Origin of the sequence: Azohydromonas caseinilytica, from assembly GCF_012927045.1 — a bacterium.
Lineage (GTDB): Bacteria > Pseudomonadota > Gammaproteobacteria > Burkholderiales > Burkholderiaceae_C > Azohydromonas > Azohydromonas caseinilytica.
Genome location: NZ_JABBFW010000003.1, coordinates 318,749 through 342,585, shown reverse-complemented (window position 1 = coordinate 342,585; position 23,837 = coordinate 318,749). Strand labels below are relative to the sequence as shown.

The 23,837-nt window shown below is 72.5% G+C and carries 21 protein-coding genes, 3 tRNA genes and 1 riboswitch; of the genes, 14 read left to right on the top strand and 10 right to left on the bottom strand.

Annotated elements, in window-relative coordinates; all coding sequences use genetic code 11:
• Positions 1–48: 48 nt before the first annotated feature.
• The 5 genes from HHL10_RS06975 to glyA all read right to left on the bottom strand — a co-directional run bounded on the left by HHL10_RS06975 (position 49) and on the right by glyA (position 4,417).
• Positions 49–1,263: a hypothetical protein gene (locus tag HHL10_RS06975; RefSeq protein WP_169159612.1), complete on the bottom strand. Its 1,215-nt coding sequence runs from the start codon at positions 1,261–1,263 to the stop codon at positions 49–51.
• Positions 1,251–1,961: a hypothetical protein gene (locus tag HHL10_RS06970; protein ID WP_169159611.1), complete on the bottom strand. Its 711-nt coding sequence runs from the start codon at positions 1,959–1,961 to the stop codon at positions 1,251–1,253. Before HHL10_RS06970 ends, HHL10_RS06975 begins: the two co-directional genes overlap by 13 nt.
• Complete coding sequence (locus HHL10_RS06965; protein ID WP_169159610.1) at positions 1,962–2,534, bottom strand: GspH/FimT family pseudopilin; 573 nt, start codon at positions 2,532–2,534, stop codon at positions 1,962–1,964.
• 104 nt (positions 2,535–2,638) lie between these two features.
• A complete protein-coding gene (nrdR, locus tag HHL10_RS06960; protein WP_169159609.1) occupies positions 2,639–3,076 on the bottom strand; it encodes a transcriptional regulator NrdR in 438 nt (145 codons plus the stop codon).
• A gap of 90 nt (positions 3,077–3,166) precedes the next feature.
• On the bottom strand, positions 3,167–4,417 hold the full coding sequence (gene glyA / locus HHL10_RS06955) for a serine hydroxymethyltransferase (protein ID WP_169159608.1): 1,251 nt from the start codon (positions 4,415–4,417) through the stop codon (positions 3,167–3,169).
• A 59-nt stretch (positions 4,418–4,476) separates the two neighbouring features.
• Positions 4,477–4,613, bottom strand: a riboswitch (ZMP/ZTP riboswitch).
• Positions 4,614–4,769: 156 nt separating this feature from the next.
• Here glyA and tolB point away from each other — a divergent pair.
• From tolB to HHL10_RS06910, 8 genes are all read left to right on the top strand, one after another.
• Entirely contained in the window at positions 4,770–6,062 is a 1,293-nt protein-coding gene (gene tolB, locus HHL10_RS06950) for a Tol-Pal system beta propeller repeat protein TolB (protein WP_169159607.1), read from the top strand.
• Positions 6,063–6,147: 85 nt separating this feature from the next.
• Positions 6,148–6,678 (top strand): peptidoglycan-associated lipoprotein Pal, encoded by a 531-nt coding sequence (pal, locus tag HHL10_RS06945; RefSeq protein WP_169159606.1) that lies wholly within the window; start codon positions 6,148–6,150, stop codon positions 6,676–6,678.
• A gap of 1 nt (position 6,679) precedes the next feature.
• Complete coding sequence (ybgF, locus tag HHL10_RS06940) at positions 6,680–7,444, top strand: tol-pal system protein YbgF (RefSeq protein ID WP_169159605.1); 765 nt, start codon at positions 6,680–6,682, stop codon at positions 7,442–7,444.
• A gap of 29 nt (positions 7,445–7,473) precedes the next feature.
• Positions 7,474–8,250, top strand: a complete 777-nt coding sequence (locus HHL10_RS06935) for a tRNA threonylcarbamoyladenosine dehydratase (protein WP_169159662.1) — start codon at positions 7,474–7,476, stop codon at positions 8,248–8,250.
• Positions 8,251–8,451: 201 nt separating this feature from the next.
• A tRNA-Lys gene (locus HHL10_RS06925) sits at positions 8,452–8,527 on the top strand.
• Positions 8,528–8,546: 19 nt separating this feature from the next.
• Positions 8,547–8,622 (top strand) — tRNA-Lys (locus HHL10_RS06920).
• Between the two features lie 45 nt (positions 8,623–8,667).
• Positions 8,668–8,743, top strand: a tRNA-Lys gene (locus tag HHL10_RS06915).
• Positions 8,744–8,953: 210 nt separating this feature from the next.
• Positions 8,954–9,337 carry a VOC family protein gene (locus tag HHL10_RS06910; protein ID WP_169159603.1) on the top strand — a complete coding sequence of 128 codons (384 nt, stop codon included), beginning with the start codon at positions 8,954–8,956 and terminating at the stop codon, positions 9,335–9,337.
• 159 nt (positions 9,338–9,496) lie between these two features.
• Here the strand turns inward: HHL10_RS06910 and HHL10_RS06905 are convergent, their stop codons facing one another.
• A complete protein-coding gene (locus HHL10_RS06905) occupies positions 9,497–10,297 on the bottom strand; it encodes a universal stress protein (protein WP_205832934.1) in 801 nt (266 codons plus the stop codon).
• Between the two features lie 146 nt (positions 10,298–10,443).
• Positions 10,444–11,652, bottom strand: coding sequence for a M20 family metallopeptidase (locus HHL10_RS06900; RefSeq protein WP_169159602.1), 1,209 nt, complete (start codon positions 11,650–11,652; stop codon positions 10,444–10,446).
• Positions 11,653–11,747: 95 nt separating this feature from the next.
• Between HHL10_RS06900 and HHL10_RS06895 the strand changes: the two genes are divergently transcribed.
• The 4 genes from HHL10_RS06895 (at position 11,748) to HHL10_RS06880 (ending at position 16,192) form a co-directional block, all read left to right on the top strand.
• Complete coding sequence (locus tag HHL10_RS06895; RefSeq protein ID WP_169159601.1) at positions 11,748–12,896, top strand: PQQ-dependent sugar dehydrogenase; 1,149 nt, start codon at positions 11,748–11,750, stop codon at positions 12,894–12,896.
• Between the two features lie 271 nt (positions 12,897–13,167).
• The gene (locus HHL10_RS06890; RefSeq protein WP_169159600.1) at positions 13,168–15,198 is read left to right on the top strand and encodes a heavy metal translocating P-type ATPase; all 2,031 of its coding nucleotides are present in this window, start codon (positions 13,168–13,170) and stop codon (positions 15,196–15,198) included.
• Positions 15,199–15,437: 239 nt separating this feature from the next.
• Positions 15,438–15,839 (top strand): hypothetical protein, encoded by a 402-nt coding sequence (locus HHL10_RS06885; protein ID WP_235971137.1) that lies wholly within the window; start codon positions 15,438–15,440, stop codon positions 15,837–15,839.
• Positions 15,836–16,192: a Spx/MgsR family RNA polymerase-binding regulatory protein gene (locus tag HHL10_RS06880; RefSeq protein WP_375138941.1), complete on the top strand. Its 357-nt coding sequence runs from the start codon at positions 15,836–15,838 to the stop codon at positions 16,190–16,192. Before HHL10_RS06885 ends, HHL10_RS06880 begins: the two co-directional genes overlap by 4 nt.
• Positions 16,193–16,218: 26 nt before the next feature.
• Here the strand turns inward: HHL10_RS06880 and HHL10_RS06875 are convergent, their stop codons facing one another.
• Positions 16,219–17,142 (bottom strand): PEP-CTERM sorting domain-containing protein, encoded by a 924-nt coding sequence (locus HHL10_RS06875; RefSeq protein WP_205832933.1) that lies wholly within the window; start codon positions 17,140–17,142, stop codon positions 16,219–16,221.
• Complete coding sequence (locus HHL10_RS06870; RefSeq protein ID WP_169159598.1) at positions 17,132–18,019, bottom strand: hypothetical protein; 888 nt, start codon at positions 18,017–18,019, stop codon at positions 17,132–17,134. Before HHL10_RS06870 ends, HHL10_RS06875 begins: the two co-directional genes overlap by 11 nt.
• Before the next feature lie 475 nt (positions 18,020–18,494).
• Between HHL10_RS06870 and HHL10_RS06865 the strand changes: the two genes are divergently transcribed.
• Together HHL10_RS06865 and HHL10_RS06860 are read left to right on the top strand one after the other, a co-directional pair.
• Positions 18,495–19,697 (top strand): ammonium transporter, encoded by a 1,203-nt coding sequence (locus tag HHL10_RS06865; RefSeq protein ID WP_169159597.1) that lies wholly within the window; start codon positions 18,495–18,497, stop codon positions 19,695–19,697.
• Positions 19,698–19,894: 197 nt separating this feature from the next.
• Positions 19,895–21,742: a coiled-coil domain-containing protein gene (locus HHL10_RS06860; RefSeq protein ID WP_169159596.1), complete on the top strand. Its 1,848-nt coding sequence runs from the start codon at positions 19,895–19,897 to the stop codon at positions 21,740–21,742.
• A 48-nt stretch (positions 21,743–21,790) separates the two neighbouring features.
• Here HHL10_RS06860 and HHL10_RS30415 read toward each other — a convergent pair whose 3' ends face one another.
• Complete coding sequence (locus HHL10_RS30415) at positions 21,791–23,542, bottom strand: PEP-CTERM sorting domain-containing protein (RefSeq protein WP_235971135.1); 1,752 nt, start codon at positions 23,540–23,542, stop codon at positions 21,791–21,793.
• Positions 23,543–23,837 lie beyond the last annotated feature (295 nt).

Genomic DNA, 23,837 nt, shown 5'->3' with positions numbered 1-23,837 from the left:
CGGCGTCGCGTGGCTCGCAAGGGCGCATGGCGTGCTGCCGTGGATGGGTCAATCGAAATCCCTCCAGCCGCCCGGCACCCGGACATAGCGACCGGCCTGGCGCGCCAGGCGGCGCAGCAGCGCGGTGTCGCGCTCCACCGTGGGCGCGCCGCTGCCGTCGCAGCAGTCGCCGGCCACCAGCAGCGCGCCGCGAATGACATCGCCGCCGGAGCGCGCCTGCCAGTGCAGGGCGCCCGCCGCCAGCAGGCCGTGCAGCACCACGCCGGGGCCGAGCCGGGCCTGGCCCTGCACGGCCAGCAACACGGGCGCGTCCACGCTGCCCAGCACCACGCCGGCGGGCAGCGCCAGCTCGCCCTCGATCCACAGCGCCTGCGCGCCGCCAGCCACGGCCGTCCTCAGCGCCTCGGCACAGTCCCCGCCGCAGCGCAGCGTGCGCACGCCGGGGGCGCGGGCCAGGTCCGCCGGGTCCAGGCCCAGGAAGGCGTGCAGGAAGCGTCCCGGCACCAGGGCGAGCGCCGGATCGTCCTGGGCCGTGAGGCTCGACAACTCCGCCGCGGTGACGCCGTCCGGCAGTACCAGCGCCGGCGCCTGCACCGCGCCGCCGGCGTGGATCAGCAGGCCGCGCTGGTCGCGCTCGCGCACCGCCAGGCGCGGCGCCAGCGGGTCCAGGCGCAGCGCGCCGGCCACGACCAGCGGCGCTGCCGGCAGCCCGGTGAGCGCCGGCACGAAGGCCAGCAGCGTGGACACCTGCGCCCGCGCGTCCCGCTCGCCGCCCTGGCAGCCCACGCAGCCGCGCGACACCAGCCGCAGCAGACCGGTCCGGGCGCCGGCCTCGGCCTGGACGCTGAAGGAGGGCGCCTCGTCGGCGGACGCGGGCGCGCCGTCGCCGCCGCAGCGGCAGCTCCAGGCACCGGCGGCGTCCAGGGTGCAGCCAGCGCTCCATGGCGTGCCGGTGTCGGACAGCCGGGGTGCCAGGCGGCCATCGTCGGCGTACTCGATGAGGCGATCGCGCAGGCGCCGGCCCGCGGCCTCGCTGCTGGGACGGCAGGCGTCATCCAGGGAGCCGGCGTTGAGCTGCACCAGCGCCCATTGCAGCCCCGACTCCGCCGCCTCCAGCGCCTGCGCGCTGCGGCGCTGCACCTCCGCGCCGCGCAGCTCGGCCAGCAGCGCGCGGTGCGCGTACAGGCTGGCGAGCAGCGCCAGGCCGCACAGCAGCAGCACGGTGAGCAGGGCGGCGGCGCCGCGTTGCCTCACAGCGGACACACGCCCTCCACCACCTCGTTGCGCAGCGCCACCTCGCCGCGCAATGCATGCCGCAGCGCCGGCTCCTGCGCGGACTGGGCTTCCAGGCGCAGCGCCACGCGGCGCTGCAGCAGCCGCGGCGGGCAGGTCTCGCCGGGCAGGCAGCGGCCCTGCGGACGCGGCGTGTCGCAGTGCCGCTCCAGGTCCAGCGCGCGCTGGTGCAAGCTGAGCTCGAAGGCGGTGACGGTGATCGAGGCCGGATCGGTCAGCGGCTGCCAGCGCCCGCCCAGGCGCATGTCCACGATGCCGTCGCGCAGCCGGAAACCCGCCTGCTCGTTGGCCTGCACCCCGGCCGCGGCGCTGTCCGCATCGGCGTAGGCGAAGCGCAGGGTGTCGCCGGGCCGCTCCGGCAGGGCGTCGTCGATGCGGGCATAGGGGTTGTCGGGCGGGAGCTGACCCAGGCGCTTGATGCCCTCGTCCGCCCGCGCCCAGTGCCCGGCGCGGCGCAGGTCGCGCAGCACGAGGTCAGCCACGGTCTGCACCTGCCGCTCCAGGCGCAGTTGCAGCAGCAGCCGGCGGTTCTCGCCCAGCAATTGGTGCAGCAGCACCGTGGCCGAGGCCGCCACGAACAGGCCGATGGACAGCCCCAGCAGCACCTCCAGCAGCGACAGGCCGCGCAGCGCGGCGCGGCGCGGGGAAGGAGGTCGGTGCGCGCGCATTCAGCAGCTCCTGAAACCCGGCACGGCGCCCGCGGGTGCGCAGCCGCGCACCCGGCCCACCACGCTCACCACCTCGCTGACGCTGCGGCCGCTGCGCGCGCTCAAGGTCAGCGTCAGGGCGGGCGAGACGGTGTGGCGCGGCGCGCTGAAGCGCACCGACGCGGCATTGGGGGCCAGGCGCAGCGGCACCGTGCCGGGCAGCACGCTGGCGCGCAGCAGCTCGGACGGCGCGTCGCAGGCGGCGCTGCCGGTGACGGCGTCGCAGCGGCAGGCCTCGGGCTCGCCGGTGTGGACCAGCCAGCAGCGCGGCCCGTCGGCGCCGTCGAAGAACGTGAGGCGCACCGACTGCGCGCGCAGCTCGGCGCTGTCGCGCGCGAACTGCACGTCGGCCTCGAACTGCGCCGCCACGCCCTGCAGGTGGCGCTGCTCGGCCAGCGCGGTGAAGGCGGGCAAGGCGGCGCCCGCAACGATGGCCAGCACGGCCAGCGCGACGAGGCTTTCAACGAGGCTCAGACCCTGGGCACGGCAACTGCGACTGCGGCCAGGGCGGCCGAGGCGAGGGGCGGCGGGCATGTCTTGGGCAAGGACGGATGCCCGGGATGGTAGGCGGCGCCGGCATTGCGCGCCATGGGAGGAATGAACCAGTCAGGGCGCGGGCGGCAGGCCGCCGCGCCGGCTCAGATGTCCTTGATGATCTGCCGGAACTGGTCCACGTCCTCGAAGCTGCGGTAGACCGAGGCGAAGCGCACGTAGGCCACCTTGTCGAGCTTCTGCAGCTCGCGCATGACCAGTTCGCCCAGCCGCGCGGTGCCGACCTCGCGCTGGCCGTCCTGCAGCAGCTGCTCCTGGATGCGCACCAGCGCGGCCTCGACCTGCTCGGTGCTCACCGGGCGCTTGCGCAGCGCCAGCTGCATCGAGGCGCGCAGCTTGGCGCGATCGAACTCCACGCGTGCGCCGTCCTTCTTGACGACGGCGGGCAGCAGGATCTCGGCGCGCTCGTAGGTGGTGAAGCGCCGGTCGCACTTCTGGCAGCGCCGGCGCCGGCGCACCGCATCCTCGGTCTCGCGGGTCTCGACGACCTGCGTCTCGCCGTGGCTGCAGAACACGCAACGCATGAGGTATCGGAAGGCAGTGGGGACGAAAGAGAGAGGAGCAAGCGGCCGGCCGGCGCCTTGGAAACGCCGGCCGGCTGCGCGCTCAACCGATCAACCGTAGACCGGGAAGCGGCTGGTCAGCGCCTTGACCTGCTCGCGCACGCGCTCGATGGTCGCGGCGTCGTGCGGGTTGTCCAGCACGTCGGCGATGAGGTTGGCCGTCAGGCGCGCCTCTTCTTCCTTGAAGCCGCGCGTGGTCATGGCCGGCGAGCCCAGGCGGATGCCGCTGGTGACCATGGGCTTTTGCGGGTCGTTGGGGATGCCGTTCTTGTTGCAGGTGATGTGGGCCTGGCCCAGGATCGCTTCGGCTTCCTTGCCGGTGAGGTTCTTGGGGCGCAGGTCCACCAGCATCACGTGGCTCTCGGTGCGGCCGCTGACGATGCGCAGGCCGCGCGCGGTCAGCGTCTCGGCCAGCACGCGCGCATTCTTGACCACCTGCTCCTGGTAGGCCTTGAACTCGGGCGACAGCGCCTCCTTGAAGGCCACGGCCTTGCCGGCGATGACGTGCATCAGCGGGCCGCCCTGGATGCCGGGGAAGATCGCGCTGTTGATCTTCTTGGCGATGGCCTCGTCGTTGCACAGGATGATGCCGCCGCGCGGGCCGCGCAGGCTCTTGTGCGTGGTGGAGGTCACCACGTCGGCATGCGGCACGGGGTTGGGATACACGCCCGCGGCAATCAGGCCGGCGTAGTGGGCCATGTCCACCATGAAGTACGCGCCCACGGCCTTGGCCACCTTGGCGAAGCGCTCGAAGTCGATGCGCAGCGCGAAGGCCGAGGCGCCGGCGATGATCAGCTTGGGGCGGTGCTCGTGCGCCAGGCGCTCCATCGCGTCGTAGTCGATGTCTTCCTGGGCGTTGAGACCGTAGCTCACGACCTTGAACCACTTGCCGCTCATGTTGAGCTGCATGCCGTGCGTGAGGTGGCCGCCCTCGGCCAGGCTCATGCCCATGATCGTGTCGCCGGGCTGCAGCAGCCCGAAGAACACGCCCTGGTTGGCCTGCGAGCCGGAGTTGGGCTGCACGTTGGCGTACTCGGCGCCGAAGAGCTGCTTGAGGCGGTCGATGGCCAGCTGCTCCACCACGTCCACGTGCTCGCAGCCGCCGTAGTAGCGCTTGCCGGGATAGCCCTCGGCGTACTTGTTGGTGAGCTGCGAGCCCTGGGCTTCCATCACGGCCGGCGAGGTGTAGTTCTCGCTGGCGATGAGCTCGATGTGCTCTTCCTGGCGGCGGTTCTCGTCCTGGACGGCGGCGAACAGCTCGGGGTCGACGTTGGCAAGGGTGGATTGGGTGCGGTCGAACATGGCAGTCCTCAGCAAAGCGTGTGGAGGTCCCGGCGTCCGGCACGGTGCGGCGCGGACAAAAGGGCTGCCCAGGCGAACGGCTTGAAGCGGCTGCGCGGACACCGGAATCCAGGCCCTGAAACCGCCCGCGCTCCACGGTGGTCCTCCACCTCGGGGCTTGCTATTGAAACCCCTATCGCCAGTCGCGCGGGCTGCCAGTGTAGCGGAGGGCATGGACGATGCCGGCGGCCCCACCGCGCTCGCAAGCCTTCCGGCAGTGCCGGCCGCGTTGCAGGGCGCTGGCGCCCGGCGTCCGGGGCTGGGCGCGGCGCTTGCCTAGAATCGTCGGCTTTTGGCCTGCCTGCCCCCATTCATGACCACACCTGATGCTTTCCGCGGCCCTAGCTGGCGGCGGCGTGCAGTCCTGGCCGCGCTGGGCGCGGCCGCCGGTGCCCCGGCGCTGGCGCAGTTCCGCGTCGAGATCAGCGGCGTCGGCGCCACGCAGATCCCCATCGCCATCGCCCGCTTCCGCGACGAGAAGCTCGGCGGCCAGCCCATCAGCGAGATCGTGCGCGCCGACCTGGAGCGCAGCGGCCTGTTCCGCGCCATCGAAGGGCCGGGCGTGCTCGACGAGGGCTCGCTGCCGGTGATGAGCGAGTGGAAGGGCAAGAACGTGGACGCGCTGGCGGTGGGCTCGGTCAGCCGCCTGGCCGACGGCCGCTTCGACGTGCGCCACAAGCTGTGGGACGTGGTCAAGGGCGAGGACCTGGGCGGCCAGGCCGTCGCCGTGCCCAGCGCCGACCTGCGCCTGGCCGCGCACCGCGTGGCCGACGCCATCTACGAGAAGCTCACCGGCGAGAAGGGCATCTTCTCCACCCGCATTGCCTACGTCACGCGCTCGGCCGGGCGCTACACGCTGCGCGTCACCGACGCCGACGGCGAGGGCGGGCAGATCGCGCTGGCCAGCCCCGAGCCCATCATCTCCCCGGCCTGGTCGCCCAACGGGCGCGAGCTGGCCTACGTCAGCTTCGAGACGCAGAAGGCCGTGGTCTGGGTGCAGGACATCTCCAGCGGCGCGCGGCGCAAGGTGGCCGACTTCCGCGGCAGCAACAGCGCCCCGGCCTGGTCGCCCGACGGCAGCCAGCTCGCGGTGACGCTCTCGCGCGAGGGCGGCTCGCAGCTGCACCTGATGAGCCGCAGCGGTGGCGACGTGCGCCGCCTCACCTCCAGCTCGGCCATCGACACCGAGCCGGTGTTCGCGCCCAACGGGCAGATCTACTTCGTCAGCGACCGCGGCGGCAGCCCGCAGATCTACCGCATGGGCAGCAACGGCGGCGGCGTCGAGCGCGTGAGCTTCAACGGCAACTACAACATCAGCCCGGCCATCAGCCCCGACGGGCGCGCCATGGCCTACATCACGCGCCAGGGCGGGGCCTTCAAGCTCATGCTGATGGACCTCGCCAGCGGCGACGTGCGCGCTCTCACCGACACCTCCGACGACGAGAGCCCCAGCTTCGCGCCCAACGGCCGGCTGCTGATCTACGCCACCCGCAGCGGCGGGCGCGACGTGCTCATGACCACCACGCTCGACGGCCGCATCAAGACGCGGCTGCTGTCCTCGGGCATCGACGTGCGCGAGCCGGTGTGGGGGCCGTTCGGCCGATGAATTCATGACCGCCGTGGGCCTTCACACGGCGGCAAGGTGGATGGGACAGAATTCTTTTTTCCTTACGAATCAAGGAGTAATAGTGATGAATGCAATGCGTGGCAGCCTCGGCGCCCTCGCGGTGGCGGCCCTGCTGGCCGGCTGTGCCTCGGGCGTCAAGCTCAACGAGACCCCGGTCGAATCCCGCACGCCCACGGCGGCCGATGCCAATGCCGGCGGCGCCGGCGCGGCGCCGCAGTCGCAGGTCACGACCGTGAGCGTGGACCCCAACGGCGGCGCGCAGAACGGTCTGGGCCGCACGGTGTACTTCGACTTCGACAGCTTCGTGGTCAAGGACGAGTACCGCCCGGTGGTGGAAGGCCAGGCCCGGCGCCTGAACGGCGACAAGAGCCGTCGCGTGAGCATCGAAGGCCACACCGACGAGCGTGGCGGCCGCGAGTACAACCTGGCGCTGGGCCAGAAGCGCGCCGAGGCCGTGGCGCGTTCCATGACGCTGCTGGGCGTCAATGCCAACCAGATCGAGCCGGTGAGCTTCGGCGAGGAGCGTCCGGCGGTGCAGGGCAGCGACGAGGCCGCCTGGGCCAAGAACCGCCGCGCCGAGATCAAGGACCGCTGACATGCGCGCCCCGCGCTTCCTGGCCCTGGCGGCCGCGCTGGCCCTGGCGCTGCCCGCGGCGCGCGCCGAGATCTTCCCGGACAACGAAGCGCGGCGCGCCATCCTGGAGCTGCGCAAGCAGGTCGAGGATGCCGCCAAGGCGCAGAAGGCCCTCGACGCGCAGATGCAGGAGGAGCTCACCCAGCTGCGGCGCAGCCTGGTGGACCTCAACAACCAGATCGAGACCCAGCGCGCCGAGATGGCCACGCTGCGCGGCTCCAACGAGCAGCTCACGCGCGACGTGGCCGAGCTGCAGCGGCGCCAGAAGGACATCGCCCAGGGCGTGGACGAGCGCATGCGCAAGCTCGAGCCGCAGAAGGTGTCGCTGGACGGGCAGGAGTTCACCGCCGACGTGGACGAGAAACGCCAGTACGACGAGGCCGTGGCGCTGCTGCGCAATGCCGACTTCGCCGGCGCCGCCAACGCCTTCGGCGCCTTCCTCAAGCGCTGGCCGCAAAGCGGCTACGCGCCCTCGGCGCGCTTCTGGCTGGGCAACGCCCAGTACGGCAAGCGTGACTACAAGGAGGCGATCGCCACCTTCCGCGCCTTCGTCAACGCCTCGCCGCAGCACCCGCGCGCAGCCGAGGCGCTGCTGGCCGCGGCCAACGCGCAGGTCGAGGCCAAGGACACGCGCGCCGCGCGCGCCACGCTCAACGAGCTGGTGAAGAACTACCCGCAGTCCGAGGCGGCGGTGGCCGGCCGCGAGCGGCTGGCGGTGCTGAAGTGAACGCCACCGCGGCCCAGGGCGGCGAGGCGCTGCTGGCCGTGCCCGAGGCTGGCGCGCTGGACGAGGCCGACGACGAGCGCCGCTTCGGCGGCCTGCGCCGTCTGCACGGCCCGGCCGCCTACGCGCGGCTGCGCGCCGCGCGGCTGGCGGTGGTGGGCGTGGGCGGCGTGGGCTCCTGGGCGGCGGAGGCGCTGGCGCGCTGCGGCGTGGCTGCGCTCACGCTCATCGACCTGGACCACGTGGCCGAGTCCAACATCAACCGCCAGATCCAGGCGCTGGGCGCCACGCTGGGCATGGCCAAGGTGCAGGCGCTGCGCCAGCGCATCGCCGACATCCATCCCGGCTGCGAGGTGCACACGGTCGAGGACTTCGTCGAGCCCGGCAACTGGCCGGCGCTGCTGCCGCAGCCGGTGGACGGGCTCATCGACTGCTGCGACCAGTCGCGCGCCAAGCTGGCGCTGGCGTCCTGGGCGCTGCGCGAGCGCGTGCCCTTCGTCGGCGTGGGCGCGGCCGGCGGCAAGTTGCAGCCGCAACTCGTCGAGGTGGAGGACCTGGCCCACACCACGCACGACCCGCTGCTGGCCGGGCTGCGCCAGCGCCTGCGCAAGCAGGGCGCGCCGCGCCAGGGCGCCATCGGGCTGCGCTGCGTGTTCTCGCGCGAGAGCGTGCGCGCCCCCGAGGACGCCGCCTGCGAGGTGGACGGCAGCCTCAACTGCCACGGCTACGGCTCCAGCGTCACCGTCACCGCCACCTTCGGCATGGTGGCCGCGGCGGAGCTGATCCGCCTGGTGCTGGCGCGGCGCTGAGCCGCACCGGGGAGGGCGTCGCGGCCGGGCGGGCGCCGATGCGTGCGCACCGGACGGCCGCGCGCCCACGGCAGGCGCTTCGGTGCGCTCCGCAACCGCCTGCGCCACCCCCCGCAAACGTCACTCCCCAAAAAAAGATGGTGAGGGGTTGGCAAAGCGAAAAACCGCTGCTAGAATTCAAGGCTTCGCGAGTGACGACACGGGTTGTTAGCTCAGTCGGTAGAGCAGCGGACTTTTAATCCGTTGGTCGCAGGTTCGAATCCTGCACAACCCACCATCAATCGCGGTTTGCACGGGGGCTCTTAGCTCAGCTGGTAGAGCAGCGGACTCTTAATCCGTTGGTCGTAGGTTCGAATCCTACAGGGCCCACCAACAAACCCCGGCAAGATGGCAACGTGATTCGGCACGCGTGATTTCGGGCTCTTAGCTCAGCTGGTAGAGCAGCGGACTCTTAATCCGTTGGTCGTAGGTTCGAATCCTACAGGGCCCACCAAGATATTGAACCGGACAGCCCGCAGAAAACTCTGCGGGCTGTTTCGTTTTGGGTTGTCCATATTCCCGGACATACCCGCGCCGGTATTCACTGAATCTCCATCCCGATATCCATGCTGCTGTTTGCGGCAGGGATTTGCGCGCCCGCCATCAAAGGCCGGCCTAGCATCTCGCGCATCGTTGGAATGTCCGGGATCGCGAGAGGCGTGCCATGCCCATCCAGCTCAACCACACCATCGTCCACGCCCGTGATGCCGCCGCCTCGGCGCGCTTCCTGGCGCAGCTACTGGGCCGGGGCGAGCCGGCGCGCTTCGGGCCCTTCCACGCGGTGGAGCTGGACAACGGCGTGACGCTGGACTACCTCGACGCCGACGACATCCCGCTGGTGGAGCACTACGCCTTCCTGGTCAGCGAGGCCGAGTTCGACCAGATATTCGCCCGCATCCGCGAGCGCGGATTGCCCTATTGGGCCGACCCGGGCCACCGGCGCCTGAACCAGATCAATCACGGCGACGGTGGCCGCGGCCTGTATTGGAGCGACCCCGACGGCCACAATCTCGAAATTCTTACCAAGCCTTACGGCAGCGGCGGCTGAAATAAAAGGGTCGTCAAGGGAAGCTAAGCGGAGAAATTCCCCCCCCCCCCGGTAATTTCCCCAACTCCTGTGGACAACTCTGTGGGTGAATTGAACACAGCGCGCCTAACTGCTTGATGCACCGTTGGCGCGCTTGGAATGCCTCAAAAAGAGGCAATCTCAGTGCGCCAGCAGCACCGGCAGCGTCATGGACTGCAGCACGGTGCGGCTGGCGCCGCCGAGCATGAGCTCGCGGGCGCGGCTGTGGCCGTAGCAGCCCATCACCAGCAGGTCGGAGTTCAGGTCCGCGGCGCGCGACAGCAGCTCCTCGCCCAGCGTGACCATGGCCGGGCCCTCGCGGTGGTACTGGGCCTCGATGCCGTGGCGGCGCAGCAGCGGCTCGATCTCGTGCGGGTCGTTGTCCCAGGCCACCACGTGCACGCTGGCGCCTTCGGGGATCAGCGGCAGCGCCGCGGCCACGGCGCGCGCGGACTCGCGCGTGGGCTTCCAGGCAATCAGCACGCGGCGCCCGACCTCGTCGAAGCGCCCGGCATAGGGCACGGCCAGCACGGGCTTGCCGCTGTCCAGCACCACGTTCTCGACGAAGTCCGACGCCGTGCCGGCCACGGCGTCGTCGCGGTCGTGCTGGCCCAGCACCACCAGATCGTGCACCAGCGCCTGGCGCACGAAGGCCGGCACCGGGGCCTGGTCGGCGGGCACCTCGGCCCAGTGCGCCCGCGCGCCGGCCTGGTCGAACAGCGCGCGCGCCTGGGCGCGGCGCTCGGCATCGAGCGCGGGCGCCAGCACCAGGCTCTGGCCCTCGGAGAGCAGCTGCCGGCCGGCGGCGGGCGTGGGCGCCGCGGTGTAGAGCGCGGTCACGCCGGCGTCCAGCCGCTGCGCCAGCCGCGCGGCCACGCCCAGGCGCACGGCGCAACGCGGCGAGGCATCGAGGTGCAGCAGGATGGAAGCGATGGGGGTCATGGGGTCTCCCGATGAAGTGTGAGTGCGCGCAATCTAGGAAGCCGCCGCCGCGGCACGCTTGCGCCAGGTCAAGCGCCCCGGCCGCCGCAGGGCGGGTGTGCCGCGGGCGCGACGTACTCACGCCGCCCCGACTCCGCCGCTGTGCCTCAGCCGGCCAGCAGCCGCCGCAGCGCGCCGGCATAGATGCGGAAGACCGGGGCGATGGAGGCCAGCCCCACGGACTCGTCGGCCGCGTGCAGGTTCTGCCCCTCCACGCCGAAGCCGCACAGCGCCGGCACGCCCAGCGCCGCCAGGTAGTTGCCGATGTTGGACGGCCCGGCCACCGCCGTGGGCAGCTCCCGGCCCAGCACAGCCCGGCCGCTGTCGCGCAGCGCCGCCACCAGGGGCTGCGCGTCGGGCAGCCGGTACGCCGGCCAGCCGGGCAGCCACGCCACGCTGGACGCCGGCGCTGCCCAGGCGGCGTCATGCCGGCGCAGCACCGCCTCGATGGCCCGGCGCGCGGCCTCGGCATCCAGCGCCGGCGTCAGGCGCACATCCAGCGACAGCTCGCAGCGGTCGGGCACCTGCGTGAAGCCCGAGCCGCCGTGCAGCGCCGTGACGGTGAGCTGCGCCGGGCGCGGGAAGCCGGTGTCGGCACTGTCGCGGGCCAGCTCCAGCGCCTCCAGCTCGCCCACCAGCCGCGCCGCGCGCACGACGGCATTGACCCCGCGTTGCGAGCTGCCGCCCGAGTGCGCCGCGATGCCGGCCACCGTGACGCGAGCGCGCAGGAAGCCCCGCGCGCCAACGACGATGCGCTCGCAACCGGGATAGCCGATCAGCACCCCGTCCGGCCGCCGCGCCGGCGCGTCGAAGAAGCGTCGCGCCCCGCCGAAGCCGCCGCTGTGCTCGTCCAGGTCCAGCAGCAGGCCCAGCCGCCCGGCAAAGCGCTCGCGCCGCCGGCTGAAATGCCGCAGCAGGTGGCAGAACAGGGCGGCGCCGGCCTTGGAGTCCGCGCTGCCGCGCCCGTACAGCCGGCCGTCCTCGACCACGGCCGAGGTGGGCGCGTGGCGCCAGGTGCCGGGCTCGCCGAAGCCGGCGGTGTCCAGCGTGGCGTTGAGCACGACCCAGGGCCGCTGCGGGCCGGATGGCGCCGCCAGGCCTTCGAGCTCGGCATACAACCCCAGCGGCCGGCCAGCCTCGTCCTGGAGCCGCTCGACGGCAAGGCCCTGCCGCGCGTACCAGGCTGCCATGGCAGTGACGATGGGCTCCATCGCGTCCTCGCCGGCACGGCTGGGAATGCGCACCAGCGCGCTCAGCAGCTCGACGATTTCCGCCTCGGGCACGTCGGGCACGCTGCGGTGGGCAGGGAGGCTCATGGCGCGATTGTCCGGCCCCGCGCGCACGAGGCTTGCCAGGGGCCGGGTTTCACATGCGCGGCGCATCCTCGCCGGCACCACCCGGGAGTCCGTCCATGAATCAAGCCTCCAATTCCCACGGTCCGCGGCGCCGCTCGCTGCTGGGCGGCGTGCTGCTGGCCGGGCTGGCGCCGGGCGTGCTGCGCGCGCAGTCACGGCCGTCCCAGGGCGACGTCGAGCCCGAGGTCGTGACGGTCGCGCGCGGGCTGGAGCAGCCCTGGAGCCTGGCCTTCCTGCCCGACGGTCGCCTGCTCGTCACCGAGAAGGCCGGCCGGCTGCGCGTGGTGGCCGACGGCCGCCCCGGCGCGCCGCTGCAGGGCGTGCCGGCGGTGGACGACCGCGGGCAGGGCGGCCTGCTGGACGTGGTGCTGGCGCCGGATTTCGCTTCCAGCCGTGCCATTTATTTGAGCTTCAGCGAGCCGGCTCCCGGCGGGCGCGGCAACGGCACGGCGGTGGCGCGGGCCGTACTGGAGAACCAGGGGCTCAGCAACGTGAAGGTCGTGTTCCGCCAGGAGCCCAAGGTGAGCAGCACCGCGCACTACGGCGGCCGGCTGGTGTTCGCGCGCGATGGGCGGCTGTTCATCACCCTGGGCGACCGCTTCTCGCGCCGCGACGATGCACAGGACCTGTCCAACCATCTCGGCAAGATCGTGCGCATCGAGGCCGACGGCGGCGTGCCGCGCGACAACCCGCTGGTGAACCAGCCCGGGGCGCGGCCTGAAGTCTGGAGCTGGGGCCACCGCAACGTGCAGGGCGCGGCGCTGCATCCGCGCACGGGCGAGCTGTGGACGCACGAGCACGGGCCGCAGGGCGGCGACGAGCTGAACATCGTCACCGGCGGCAGGAACCACGGCTGGCCGGTGATCACGGCCGGGCGCGAGTACGGCAGCGGCGCCGTCATCGGCCAGGGCGAGACCCGCGCCGACGTCGCGCCCGCGCTGCGCACCTGGGTGCCTTCGGTCGCGCCCAGCGGCATGGCCTTCCTCACCAGCGACCGCTACCCCGGCTGGCAGGGCAGCCTCTTCATCGGCACGCTCAAGGCGCAGCGGCTGATCCGCCTGACGCTGGACGGCAACCGCGTCACCGGCGAGCAGCGCCTGCTGGCCGGCCTGGGCGAGCGCCTCCGCGACGTGCGCCAGGGGCCCGACGGGCGCATCTACCTGCTCACGGACAGCGACGAGGGCCGAGTCTTGCGGCTGGGGTGAGGCTTCGGGAGGCGGGCTGATCTGCGGCATCACGCCAGCGCAAGCGGCCCGCATCCTGCTTCCTCATGGCCGCCTGCGCGGGCATGACGGCATTTGTTCTACCGCCTGCTCCATTCATCGCCGGCTTCGAGCTTTTCTCCGGACCGCACTGGACTTTTTCGAGGCGTTTCCGCCCCGCATGCCGGGACGCCCCGCCGCTGCCTTGAACCCGCCGTCTTGAATCCGCAACGCAAGGCACCGCAAGTAATTGGTGCACCGCACAATCCCCAGCATGAGTGCCACCCCCGCGATTGCCGACTGCTCGCTGCCCATCGAGGGCCTGAACGGCGACGCGTGCGTGGCACGGGTGCAGCGGGCGCTGGCGGCGGTGCCCGGCGTGCGGCAGGCCGACGTCAACCTGGCCGCCGAAGCCGTGCATGTGCAGGCCGAGGGCGCGGTGTCGCTCAAGGCGCTGCGCGCGGCGGTGCAGCGCGCGGGCTACCGCCTCAGCGAGCAGCAGCTGCGGCTGCGCATCGAGGGCCTGAGCTGCGCCGCCTGCGGCGCCCGGGTCGAGCGCGTGCTGCAGCGCCAGCCCGGCGTCATCTCGGCCGGCGTCAATGTCGCCACCGGCATGGCCGACGTGGTGCTGGCCGCGCGCGATCCCGAATTGGCCGGGCTGGAGCAGGCCGTCGCGCGCGCCGGCTTCCAGGTCCGGCCGGTGGAGGAGGAGGGCGCCGCCGACATGCCCCGGCCCGATCCCGCCGCCAACGGCGCGCCGGTGCTGGCGGCGCTGCTGCTGGCGGCCCCGCTGGCGCTGCCCCTGCTGGGCCCGGCCTGGACGCTGCCCGGCTGGCTGCAGCTGCTGCTGGCCACGCCGCTGCAGCTGCTGCTGGGCGCGCGCTTCTACCGCTCGGCCTGGCAGGCGCTGCGCACGCGCGGCGTCAACACGGACCTGCTGGTGGCACTGGGCACCTCGGCCGCTTACGGCCTGAGCGTCTGGCTGCTGGCCACCGGCGGCGCGCGGCTGCACTTCGGGGCCTCGGCCGGCGTCATCGCGCTGGTGCTGCTGGGCCGCTGGCTGGAGGCGCGGGCCAAGCAGCGCGCCGGCGCCACGCTGCGCGCCCTGCGGGCGCTGCAGCCGGCCTCGGCGCGCGTGCGCCGCGAAGACGGCCGCGAGGCCGATGTGCCGCTGGCGCGCCTGCGCGGTGGCGACCTGGTGGTGCTGCGCCCGGGCGAGCGCATCGCCGTGGACGGCGACATCGTCGAGGGCCGCGGCGAGGTGGACGACTCCCCGCTCACCGGCGCACGCCGGCCCGGGCTCCGCGGGCCGGGCGAGCGCGTCAGCGCCGGTGCCGTCAACGGCGCGAGCCGGCTGCTGGTGCGCGCCACCGGCGTGGGCGCGGACTCGACCCTGGCGCGCCTGGTGCGGCGGCTGGAGGCGGCACAGGCGGCCAAGGCGCCGGCGCAGCGCGTGGCGGACCGCGCCTGTGCCTGGCTGGTGCCGGGCGTGCTGGCGCTGGCGCTGCTGACGCTGCTGGGCTGGGGCGCCGCCACGCACGACTGGCAGCGCGCCGTGCTCCATGCCGTCGCGGTGCTGCTGGTCGCCAGCCCCTGCGCGCTGGGCCTGGCCGTGCCCGCGGCGCTGCTGGCCGGCACCGGCGTGGCGGCGCGCCACGGCATCCTGATCCGCGACATCCAGGCGCTGGAGCTGGCGCAGTCGCTGTCGGTGGTGGCCTTCGACCCGGCCGGCACCTTCGCCGAGGACTGCGCCGAAGCGCCGGGCGGCGGCGATCGGCTCAAGGAGGGCGCCGTCCAGGCGGTGCGGCGGCTGCACGCCATGGACATCGACACCGTGCTGCTCAGCGGCGATGCCGCCGCCCGCGCCGGCGCGGTGGCGCGCGCGCTGGGCATCGCCGAAGTGCGCGCCGGGGTGCCGCCGCAGGACCGGGCCGCCATCGTGGCCGGGCTGCGTGCGCGCGGGCGCGTGGCGCTGGTCGGCGACGGCCTGGACGACGCGCCGGCGCTGGCCGCCGCCGACGTGGGCATCGCCATGGCCGGCGCGGACGGCGCGGTGCCGGCCGCGGGCATCACGCTGCTGCGCCGCGACCCGGCGCTGGTGGCTGATGCCATCGCCATCGCGCGGCGCACCGGCGCGACCCTGCGCCAGAACCTGGGCTGGGCCGGCGCGCACCACCTGGCCGGCCTGCCGCTGGCGGCCTTCGGATTGCTGGACCCGGTGCTCGCGGGCGCCGCCATGGCCTTCAGCAGCGTCGTCGTGCTCGGCAACGCCCTGGCGCTGCAGCGCTGGCGGCCGGGGCGGTGACACGGTGGTGGCCCGCGCCTTCCGAGGAGTCCCGAGTGATGAAGCGCGATCCGAATTCCTGGGCGTTGTCCGGAACGCCGAAGCGCCCCGCATCCCCTCGCCCGCACAGAGGGGCAGGGGTGAGGGCTGGTGGAGCCGACGAAACGCCGCGATGGCGTGGCGGCGCCGCCCTCGTCCTGGCCGCCGCGCTTGCTCTTTCCGCCTGCGCCGGCTACTCCCCCTCCAAGGTCGAGCCCGGCATGAGCGCCGAGCAGGTGCAGGCCATCATGGGCGCGCCCACCGGGCGCTACGCCAACCCTGACGGCGGCACGCGGCTGGAATACGCGCGCGGGCCCATGGGGCTGCACACCTACATGGTCGATCTGGACGCCAGCGGCCGCGTCACGGGCTGGAAGCAGGTGATGGACGAGCGCGAGTTCAACGCCATCACGCCCGGCATGCCGGTGCAGGAGATGCTGCGGCGCATCGGCCGCCCGGCCTACGTGCGCGGCGGCGGCTGGCAGCCCGGGCAGGTCTGGTCGTACCGCTACGACAGCCCGTTCTGCCTGTGGTGGCAGATCTCGGTGGTGGGGGACACCGTCAAGGACGCGGCCTACGGGCCCGATCCCCGTTGTGAACATCCGGAAAGGTTCAATTCGTGATTCGGCTCTACGGCATTCCCAACTGCGACACCGTCAAGCGCGCCCGCGCCTGGCTTTCCGGGCAGGCGCAGGCGCATGAGTTCGTGGACTTCAAGAAGCAGGTGCCCGACGCGGCGCTGCTGCGGCGCTGGAGCGAGGCGCTGGGCGGCGTCGAGGGGCTGGTGAACCGCCGCGGCACCACCTGGCGCCGGCTCGACGAGGCCCAGCGCGCCGGTGCCGAGCAGCCGGAAGGAGCGCTGGCGCTGCTGCAGTCGCAACCGAGCCTGATCCGGCGTCCGGTGGTGGAGTGGCCGGACGGCGCCGTCACCGCCGGCTTCGACGAGGCCGGCTGGCGCGAACGGCTCCCGGGCTGAGCCCCGTGGCGGCGCTCCGGCCGGGCTCAGGCCGCCGCTGCGCCGTTCCAGCCGCCCCTGCGCCGCGCCGCGCCCGCCACCACGCCCAGTCCGCACAGCAGCAGCGCCACCGTGCCGGGCTCGGGAACGGGCGGCGGCAGGGACAGGGGGGTGGCCTCGAGCTTGCCCCCGGCGGTGATCCCGGCCTGCAGGTAGCCCATCACCGCCGCGCCGCTGGCGTTGCTCAGGCTCAGGCTGAAGGCCGAGTCGAAGCCCTGCCGCGTCGGCGCGCCGTTCGCGGGCGTCACCAGGTCGTGGATGAAGCTGCCCACGGTGGAGAGCGCGGCGTCCTCCAGCGTGAAGTACACCGAGGCGTACGCCAGCTCCCGGGTGGCCTGGCTCGGCGCCACCGTGGACTCGGCCCGCAGCGAGGCGTGGCCGCTCCAGACCACCTGCGTGTACGGCGCGAGCAGGAAGTTGTTGGTGCCGCCGTTGCCGCCGACGACCAGGGCTGCCAGCGCCACCGCGTCGAAGAAGGTGCCCTCGCGGCGGCCGGCACGGGCGCCGTCGTTGAGCAGCTGGCCCTGCGCCGACAGGCTTGCGCCGTGCCCGGCCAGGGAGCCGCCGATGGCGGCCGAGGACGACACGCCCGGCAGGCCCGCCGTGGCGCTCAGGGGCACGAACATGTTCAGGCTGTCCTGGGTCCGGTCCTCCGAGCGCAGGGCGAAGCCGGCGGCCGAGAGATCGCGGTCGACCTGGAAGGCCCGCGCCGCGCCCAGGGTGCCGCCGTGGAAGCGCGGCGCCGTCAGCAGGGTGATGCCGGGGTCGATGCCGTCGTCGGGCCGCAGGTCGATGAGGCTGTAGCCGAAGCCGCTGACCACGGCCGAGCTGCGGATGTCGGCGCGGGCCGCGCCGCTGCCCAGGGCGAGGGCCAGGGCCGCCAGGGCCAGCGCGTGGGTCTTAGCGTGCATGGCGCGCCTCCCCGGCTTGCCGGCGCTGCCGGCGGTGGCAGGCGCCGATCACGCCCAGGCCGCACAGCGTCAGCCACGCCACGGCGGGCTCGGGCACCGGCTGGAAGGACTGGCCCTCGACCCGCATCTGGCTGCTCAGGACGGCATAGGCCGGGGCCGCGCTCTCGTTGGCGAAGAACAGCTCGATGTCATGGCTCGCGCTGGCGTGGCCGGGGCGGTACCTCGGCACTTCGACCGCGGCCGTGAACGAGTCGCTGAAGCTGCCGCCGTAGCTCCAGACGCTGATCCCGGCGCCGGCGTAGGCGGACTCGCGGCCGCCCTTGACCTTGGGCAGCGTGGTGAGCGCATCCAGTGCGATGCGGCCGGTCCAGACCACCTGCGTGAACGGCGTCAGCAGGATGGGCTGGAAGCCGCTCACCCCGCTGAGGCGCGCCGGTGCGGCGTCCACCAGGAATCGGCCGCCCAGGGCCGGGTCGGCCAGGGGATTGCGGGCCTGGCCCTGCAGGACGGCGCTGAAGCCGTGCTCGGCCAGCGCGCCGGACAGCTGCGCCGAAGCCTCGACATGGGGCGTGGCCACGGCCCGGCCGACACTGGGGAAGAACTGGTAGGCCTGTGTCCAGTCGCGGCTGCGGGAGAGCTGGGTGCGCGGGCTGCCGGGCTCCCCGGCCTGCGCCCACTCCGACGCGTTGGTGCTGAGCTCCGCGAAAAAGCTCACCGGGTTGACGCTCATGGCCGGCGCGATGCCGTCGTCGGGATTGAGGTCGATGAGGCGGTAGCCGAAATCCGTCAGCCGCACGCTGGCCGACGCGTCGGCCCAGGCCCCCGGAGGTGCTGCCCCCAGGGCGGCAGCCAGGGCCAATGCAACACGCTTGTCCATCGGGTACTCCTGAAAGCGGCAAAAGCGAGCCGCCCCCGACATTGAAAACAAATGTCCTGAATTTTGAATCCCGCTCTCATACTGCCGCAAATCGATGGAAATATTAAATTGCTGACACGCAGCCCAACAATGGAAGACGATTGATGACGGACAGAAATTTGATTTCGTGTCCTGGTGTATTGGCCTGACGCAACTATTTCATTTGTCCTGTGGCGGCTGGGCGCGCCATGGGCGACAGGCACGACGGCGCCGTGCTTGCCTCCAGGCCGGGCGGATGCGCCGCAATGGTGCGCCGCGCACCACGCGCCGCACCAGAACGGCCTTGCCGGCCACGCCGCGCCGCCGCGCGGTGCATGGGGGCGTGAATCCTCCGCACCATTGCGGGCACCGAACTTGCGGTGAAGGTGCATGCCGCCTGCAGGTGGTGCGAACACGGCGAACACGGCGCGGACGAGGGCCGCGCAACGGAGGAGCAATGGATCAGGTCAAACAGGGCACTGACGCCCTGTTCATTTTGTTGGGCGCCATCATGGTGCTGGCGATGCACGCGGGTTTCGCCTTCCTGGAACTGGGCACGGTCCGCAAGAAGAACCAGGTGAATGCCCTGGTGAAAATCCTGGTGGATTTCGCCATTTCCACCATTGCCTATTTCTTCGTGGGCTATACCGTGGCCTACGGCGTGAATTTCTTCAGCGGCGCGGAAACCCTGGCGGCGCGCAATGGCTTCGAGCTGGTGAAATTCTTCTTCCTGCTCACCTTCGCGGCGGCGATTCCGGCCATCGTCTCCGGCGGCATTGCCGAGCGGGCCAAGTTCCATCCGCAGCTGGTGGCCACGGCCATCCTGGTGGGCTTTTTCTATCCGATGTTCGAAGGCTCGGTCTGGGCCCACAGGTTCGGCTTCCAGGATGCGCTCAAGGCCCTGGGCGGTGCCGAGTTCCACGACTTCGCCGGCAGCGTGGTGGTGCATGCCGTGGGCGGCTGGATCGGTCTGGCCGCGGTGCTGTGGCTGGGCCCGCGCAACAACCGCTACCGCAAGGACGGCGCCATGAGCGCGCACCCGCCGTCGAGCATTCCCTTCCTGGCGCTGGGCGCGTGGGTGCTGGCGGTGGGCTGGTTCGGCTTCAACGTCATGAGCGCGCAGACCATCGACAAGATCTCCGGCCTGGTGGCGGTGAACTCGCTCATGGCCATGGTCGGCGGCACGCTGGTGGCGGTGCTGATGGGCAAGAACGACCCGGGCTTCGCCTACAACGGCCCGCTGGCCGGGCTGGTGGCGGTGTGCGCCGGCTCCGACCTGATGCACCCGGCCGGCGCGCTGGTGGTGGGCGCGGTGGCCGGCGCCATCTTCGTGCTGATGTTCACCCTCACGCAGAACCGCTGGAAGATCGACGACGTGCTGGGCGTGTGGCCGCTGCACGGGCTGTGCGGCGCCTGGGGCGGCATCGCCGCGGGCATCTTCGGGCAGCCGGCGCTGGGCGGGCTGGGCGGCGTGAGCTTCGTGTCGCAGCTGCTGGGCACCCTGGCCGGCGTGGCCTGGGCCTTCGCCGGCGGGCTGCTGGTCTACGGCGGGCTGCGCTTCGCGGTGGGCTTGCGCCTGTCGCAGGAACAGGAGTACGACGGCGCCGACCTCTCCATCCACAGGATCGGCGCCACGCCGGAGCGCGAGGCGAGCTGGTGAGGCGCTGGGCGGGACCACGCCGCCTGGCCCGTCCGCTGCTTGCACCCAGCTGAGGGCGGCCTGTTTTAGCGTGTGCCCGCAGCCACGGGATTGCGTCGAAAGCCGTTCCATTACCCTGGATTACGCCCTTGCCGCGACCAGGGAGACGCCGCCGTAGATTGGTGCCTTTATCCGCCCGGGAAGCCGCAGGAACGGACATGGACAACGGCGCAATCGGCCACGGCCGCGAATCGGAAGACGCCCTGGTGCTGCAGGGGCGGCGCTACAGCCTGACCGTGGCGCCGGCGTACCAGGACCCGCTGGTGCAACGGGAGAGCAAGAACGTGCTGCGGCAGCTGAGCCTGCACGACGTGACGGAGCACCTGGACCTCGCGGTGGAGCTGTTCCAGATGGCCTACCACGCCGCCGCCGGGGCGCGCTGCGGCGCGGTGCCGGTGGAGATCGCGGCCCTGCAGAGCCAGCTGTCGCTGCTGTGCAGCGACGCGCTCAAGACCATGGCGGGCTTCCGCGCCGAAACCAACCACATCGTCGGCCAGCTGGTGCAGACCTACCGTGCCCTGCTGGCCGGCCAGGAAGGGCTGGCCGCGCTGCGGCTGGCGCACTGCGCCGAGGCTTCGGCCAGCCTGTCCGCCGCGGCCGAGGCGCTGGCGATGCAGATGCGCCAGCTGCAGGTGGAGACGGCCAAGGTGCGCGCCAGCACGCTGCAGGCGCTGTCCAGCCAGCGCGAGCGCCAGCTCGGCGCCGAGAAGGCCGGGCTGGAGATGCTCAAGCGCCAGCGCGCCGAGCGCACGCTGCGCACCGAGCTGGTGGAGCAGCTCGCGGGCATGGAGGCGCTGCACCACGAGGCGCGCGCGCTGCAGGAAAGCGACTCGGCCCGCGCCCTGGTGATGGGCATGGTGTCGGCGCTGGCCGGCACGGCCGGCGTGGGCCTGGGCGCCTTCACCGCCATGCTGGACCCGGTGGACACGCTGCTGGCCGCCGATGCGGACGGCGCGGAAGGCGCCGACACGGCGCAGGCCCGGCGCGAGGCGCAGGCGTGCCGCGAGGCCGCGGAGGCGGGGCTGGGCCAGCTGCTGGAGGTGCGTGACCGGCAGGCCGGGCTGCAGGCCCGCGTCAACGAGCTCAGCAACCTGCTGGCGCGCATGAACCAGCGCATCGCCGAGCGGACACTGGGCGGCGGGGCCGGCCAGCCGGAGGCCGCGGGTGGCGAGGACGCCGCCGTGCTGGCGCGCTGGCGCGCGCAGCGCGACGCCCTCGGCGACGAGCTCTCCGCCGCCGTGAGCGCGCTGGCCGGCGTCCGCGGCGAGCTGCAGCCGCTGGAGCCCGCCGTCCGCGAGGCGCTGGCCGCCTACGCCGCGGCGGGCGCCGCGCTGCAGGAGCTGGCGCGCCAGGGCGCCACGCGCCAGCGGGCCGCCACCGGCGCGCACGACATCATTCGCGACGAGAAGCTGCGCGTGCTGCAGCGGCAGCTGACGCTGGAGCAGGACCGGCGCCGCTCGCTGCTGGTGCTGGCGGGCTACGCCCAGGCCCTGCACGGCTTCAGGGCCGTCACCGATGCCGAGGGCGCCACGCTGGCGGTGGGCACGCTGCAGGCGGCGGTGGAGGCGCTGGGGCAGGTGATGGGCTCGCTCACCGACGCCAGCCTGTACTGGAACCAGATGTCGGCCTGCTGCGACCGGCTGTCGAGCGAGGAATTCCAGGCCGAGATCCGCGAGCTCACCGACCCCGGCAGCGGCGTGGACGCCGCGCAGCGGCTGCGCGAGTACCGCGACGCGCGCGTGCTGCGCAGCTTCCTGCGCGACCTGTGCCAGTGGGTGGCCGTCAACGGCCTGGCCGCCGAGCAGCTGCAGGCCGCGGACGAGGCGCAGCGCAAGGCGCTGCAGGGCCTGGCGCCGTCGCCCTCGCTGGAGGCGGCGCTGCGCCAGGCGCCGGCGCTGGCGCGCTACCTGGAGGACCTGGTCGGCCGTCACCTGCGCGCCTCGCGCCGGGCCCAGGTGGCGCTGGAGCGGCAGCAAGCCCTCGTCGCCCAGGTGGCGGTGGCCTGAAGCCGGGCCGGACTCGGCGCCGGACCCGGACCCGGCCCCGGCCCCGTTTCAGCCGCCGGCCGCGGCGCGCCGGCGCGAACGTGCCGCGGCGCCGATGACGCCCAGCCCGCACAGCCACATCGCCCAGGTGCCGGCTTCGGGCACCGGGGGCGCATTCGGGCCCAGGGCCTCCTGGACCGAGCCGAAGGCGGCCACCCGCACGTAGAGATTGCCCAAGGCCGGTGCGGCAGTCTCGTTGGCGAAGGACACGCTCAGCGAGCCGCCGTCCGTCAGCAGCCCGGGCTCCGTCTGGACCAGCTCCAGGTTCTTGAAGAAGCCGTCGAAGGCCTCGCCGCTCCAGGGGTCCGCGGCCTGCACCGTCAGCGCGGCGGTGGCAATCTCGTTGCTGTCGGCGAAGCGGCCCAGCGTGGTCTGCGCGCGCATGGCGTAGTCGCCGCTCCACACCACGCGCGTGAACGGCGTGAGCCGGAACATGGTGGTACCGCTCCAGGGGTCGTCCGCAGGTTGCGTGATGGCCTGGTACGCCGAGCCCTGGTAGGCCGACCCGCCCGCGGCCTCGTTGCGCATCCGGCCCTGGGCTTCGAACAGGAAGCTGTGGTTCGCCACCGCGCCCTCCATGCGTGCCGAGGCCTCGATGCCCGGCGCGATGCCGACGGACGCGGCCATGGGCGTGAACATGCGCAGCCCGTCGGTCTTGAGCTCGCTGCCCGTGAAGGTGTGGCCTCCCGGGTCCAGCCGCGGGTCGCGGCGCCAGAACTCGGCCTCGACGCGCGAGCCGCCCGAGCCCAGGCCGGGCTGCACCGAGAACTCGATGCCGGTGGCGATGCCGTCGCCGGGGTTGAGGTCGATGAGCGTGTAGCCAAAGTTCGTGACCCGGGACCAGGTCTGGATGTCGGCCTGGGCCGGCGCCGTCGCCAGCCCGGCCAGCGCCACCAGGGCCGGCCAGGCCCTGCGTGCCTGCCGGCGCCGCCGCGCCAGGGCCAGCACGCCCAGGCCGCACAGCATCAGCCACGGCGTGCCGGCCTCGGGCACAGGGAGGTAGGTCTGGCCCCAGATGCCCATGTCGGCCCGCAGGAAGCCGAAGGCCGGGGCCGCGCCGGCATTGCTGAAGCTCAGCGACAGGTCGTAACTTTCCGAGATCCCGCCCGGCCCCCCGCGCGGCGTGCGGATCTCGGCATGGAAGGCATCGACGATGCCGGCGCTCTCCGAGTGCAGTTCCAGCCCGACATCGGCCGTGGCCCATTCGTAGCGCAGTCCGGGCCTGAAGCCCGTCTTCTGCGCATCCAGGCTGAGCTGCCCGGTCCAGACCAGCCGCGTGAACGGCGTGAGGGTGATGGCATGGCTGTTGGAGAGGGCGTAGCCCGAGGCGGGCTGGGCGCCGGCGATGAATTCCGTGAAAAACAGGCCGTCGCCGCGCTGGTTGCGGGCCCGTCCTTCCACCACCGCGCTGAAATCATGGGTGTGAATATCGCCGGACAGCAGCGCTGACGCATCGGCGCCGGACAGGCTGGCGGAACGGCCGATGTCGGGGAAAAAGGAAAAATCCGAGCGCCAGCTTTCCTCGCGGTAGACATTCCCGCAGCAGGGGCTGAATTGCTGGGTGACGCGGGCACGCACGCCGGCGCCGTGATTCAGGGCCTCGAAACTCACGGCCGGTGCAATGCCGTCACCGGGATTCAGGTCGATGAGCGAATAGCCGAAACGCGTGAGGCGTACGCTGGCGGTGGCATCGGCCGAAGCAAAACCCGGCGCGGCGGCCAGCACTGCGGCCAGGGTCAAGAATGAATAAGGGGAGCGCATGGCGGACCTCCAATCCTGAAAACAGCCGGCCGGTCCACATCATGGTAGGAAGGGATTTTGACGGACAGAATCCCCGCCTCGCGCTGGCGCAGGCCGGGGAACATATTCATGCCCGGAAACCGGCGGACGACGTTTGCAGAAGATTCATGACAGACGGACATGCCGAAATAAGGCAGCGGCCCTGCGCTCGGCGGGGCGGCCCGGCGCCGGTTTTCCTGCTGCAGGACCGGGGTGCGAATTGATTTCGTCCTGGCCTGTGCCGTGGAATTGTCAGCGTCGCGTCAGGATTCGCGGT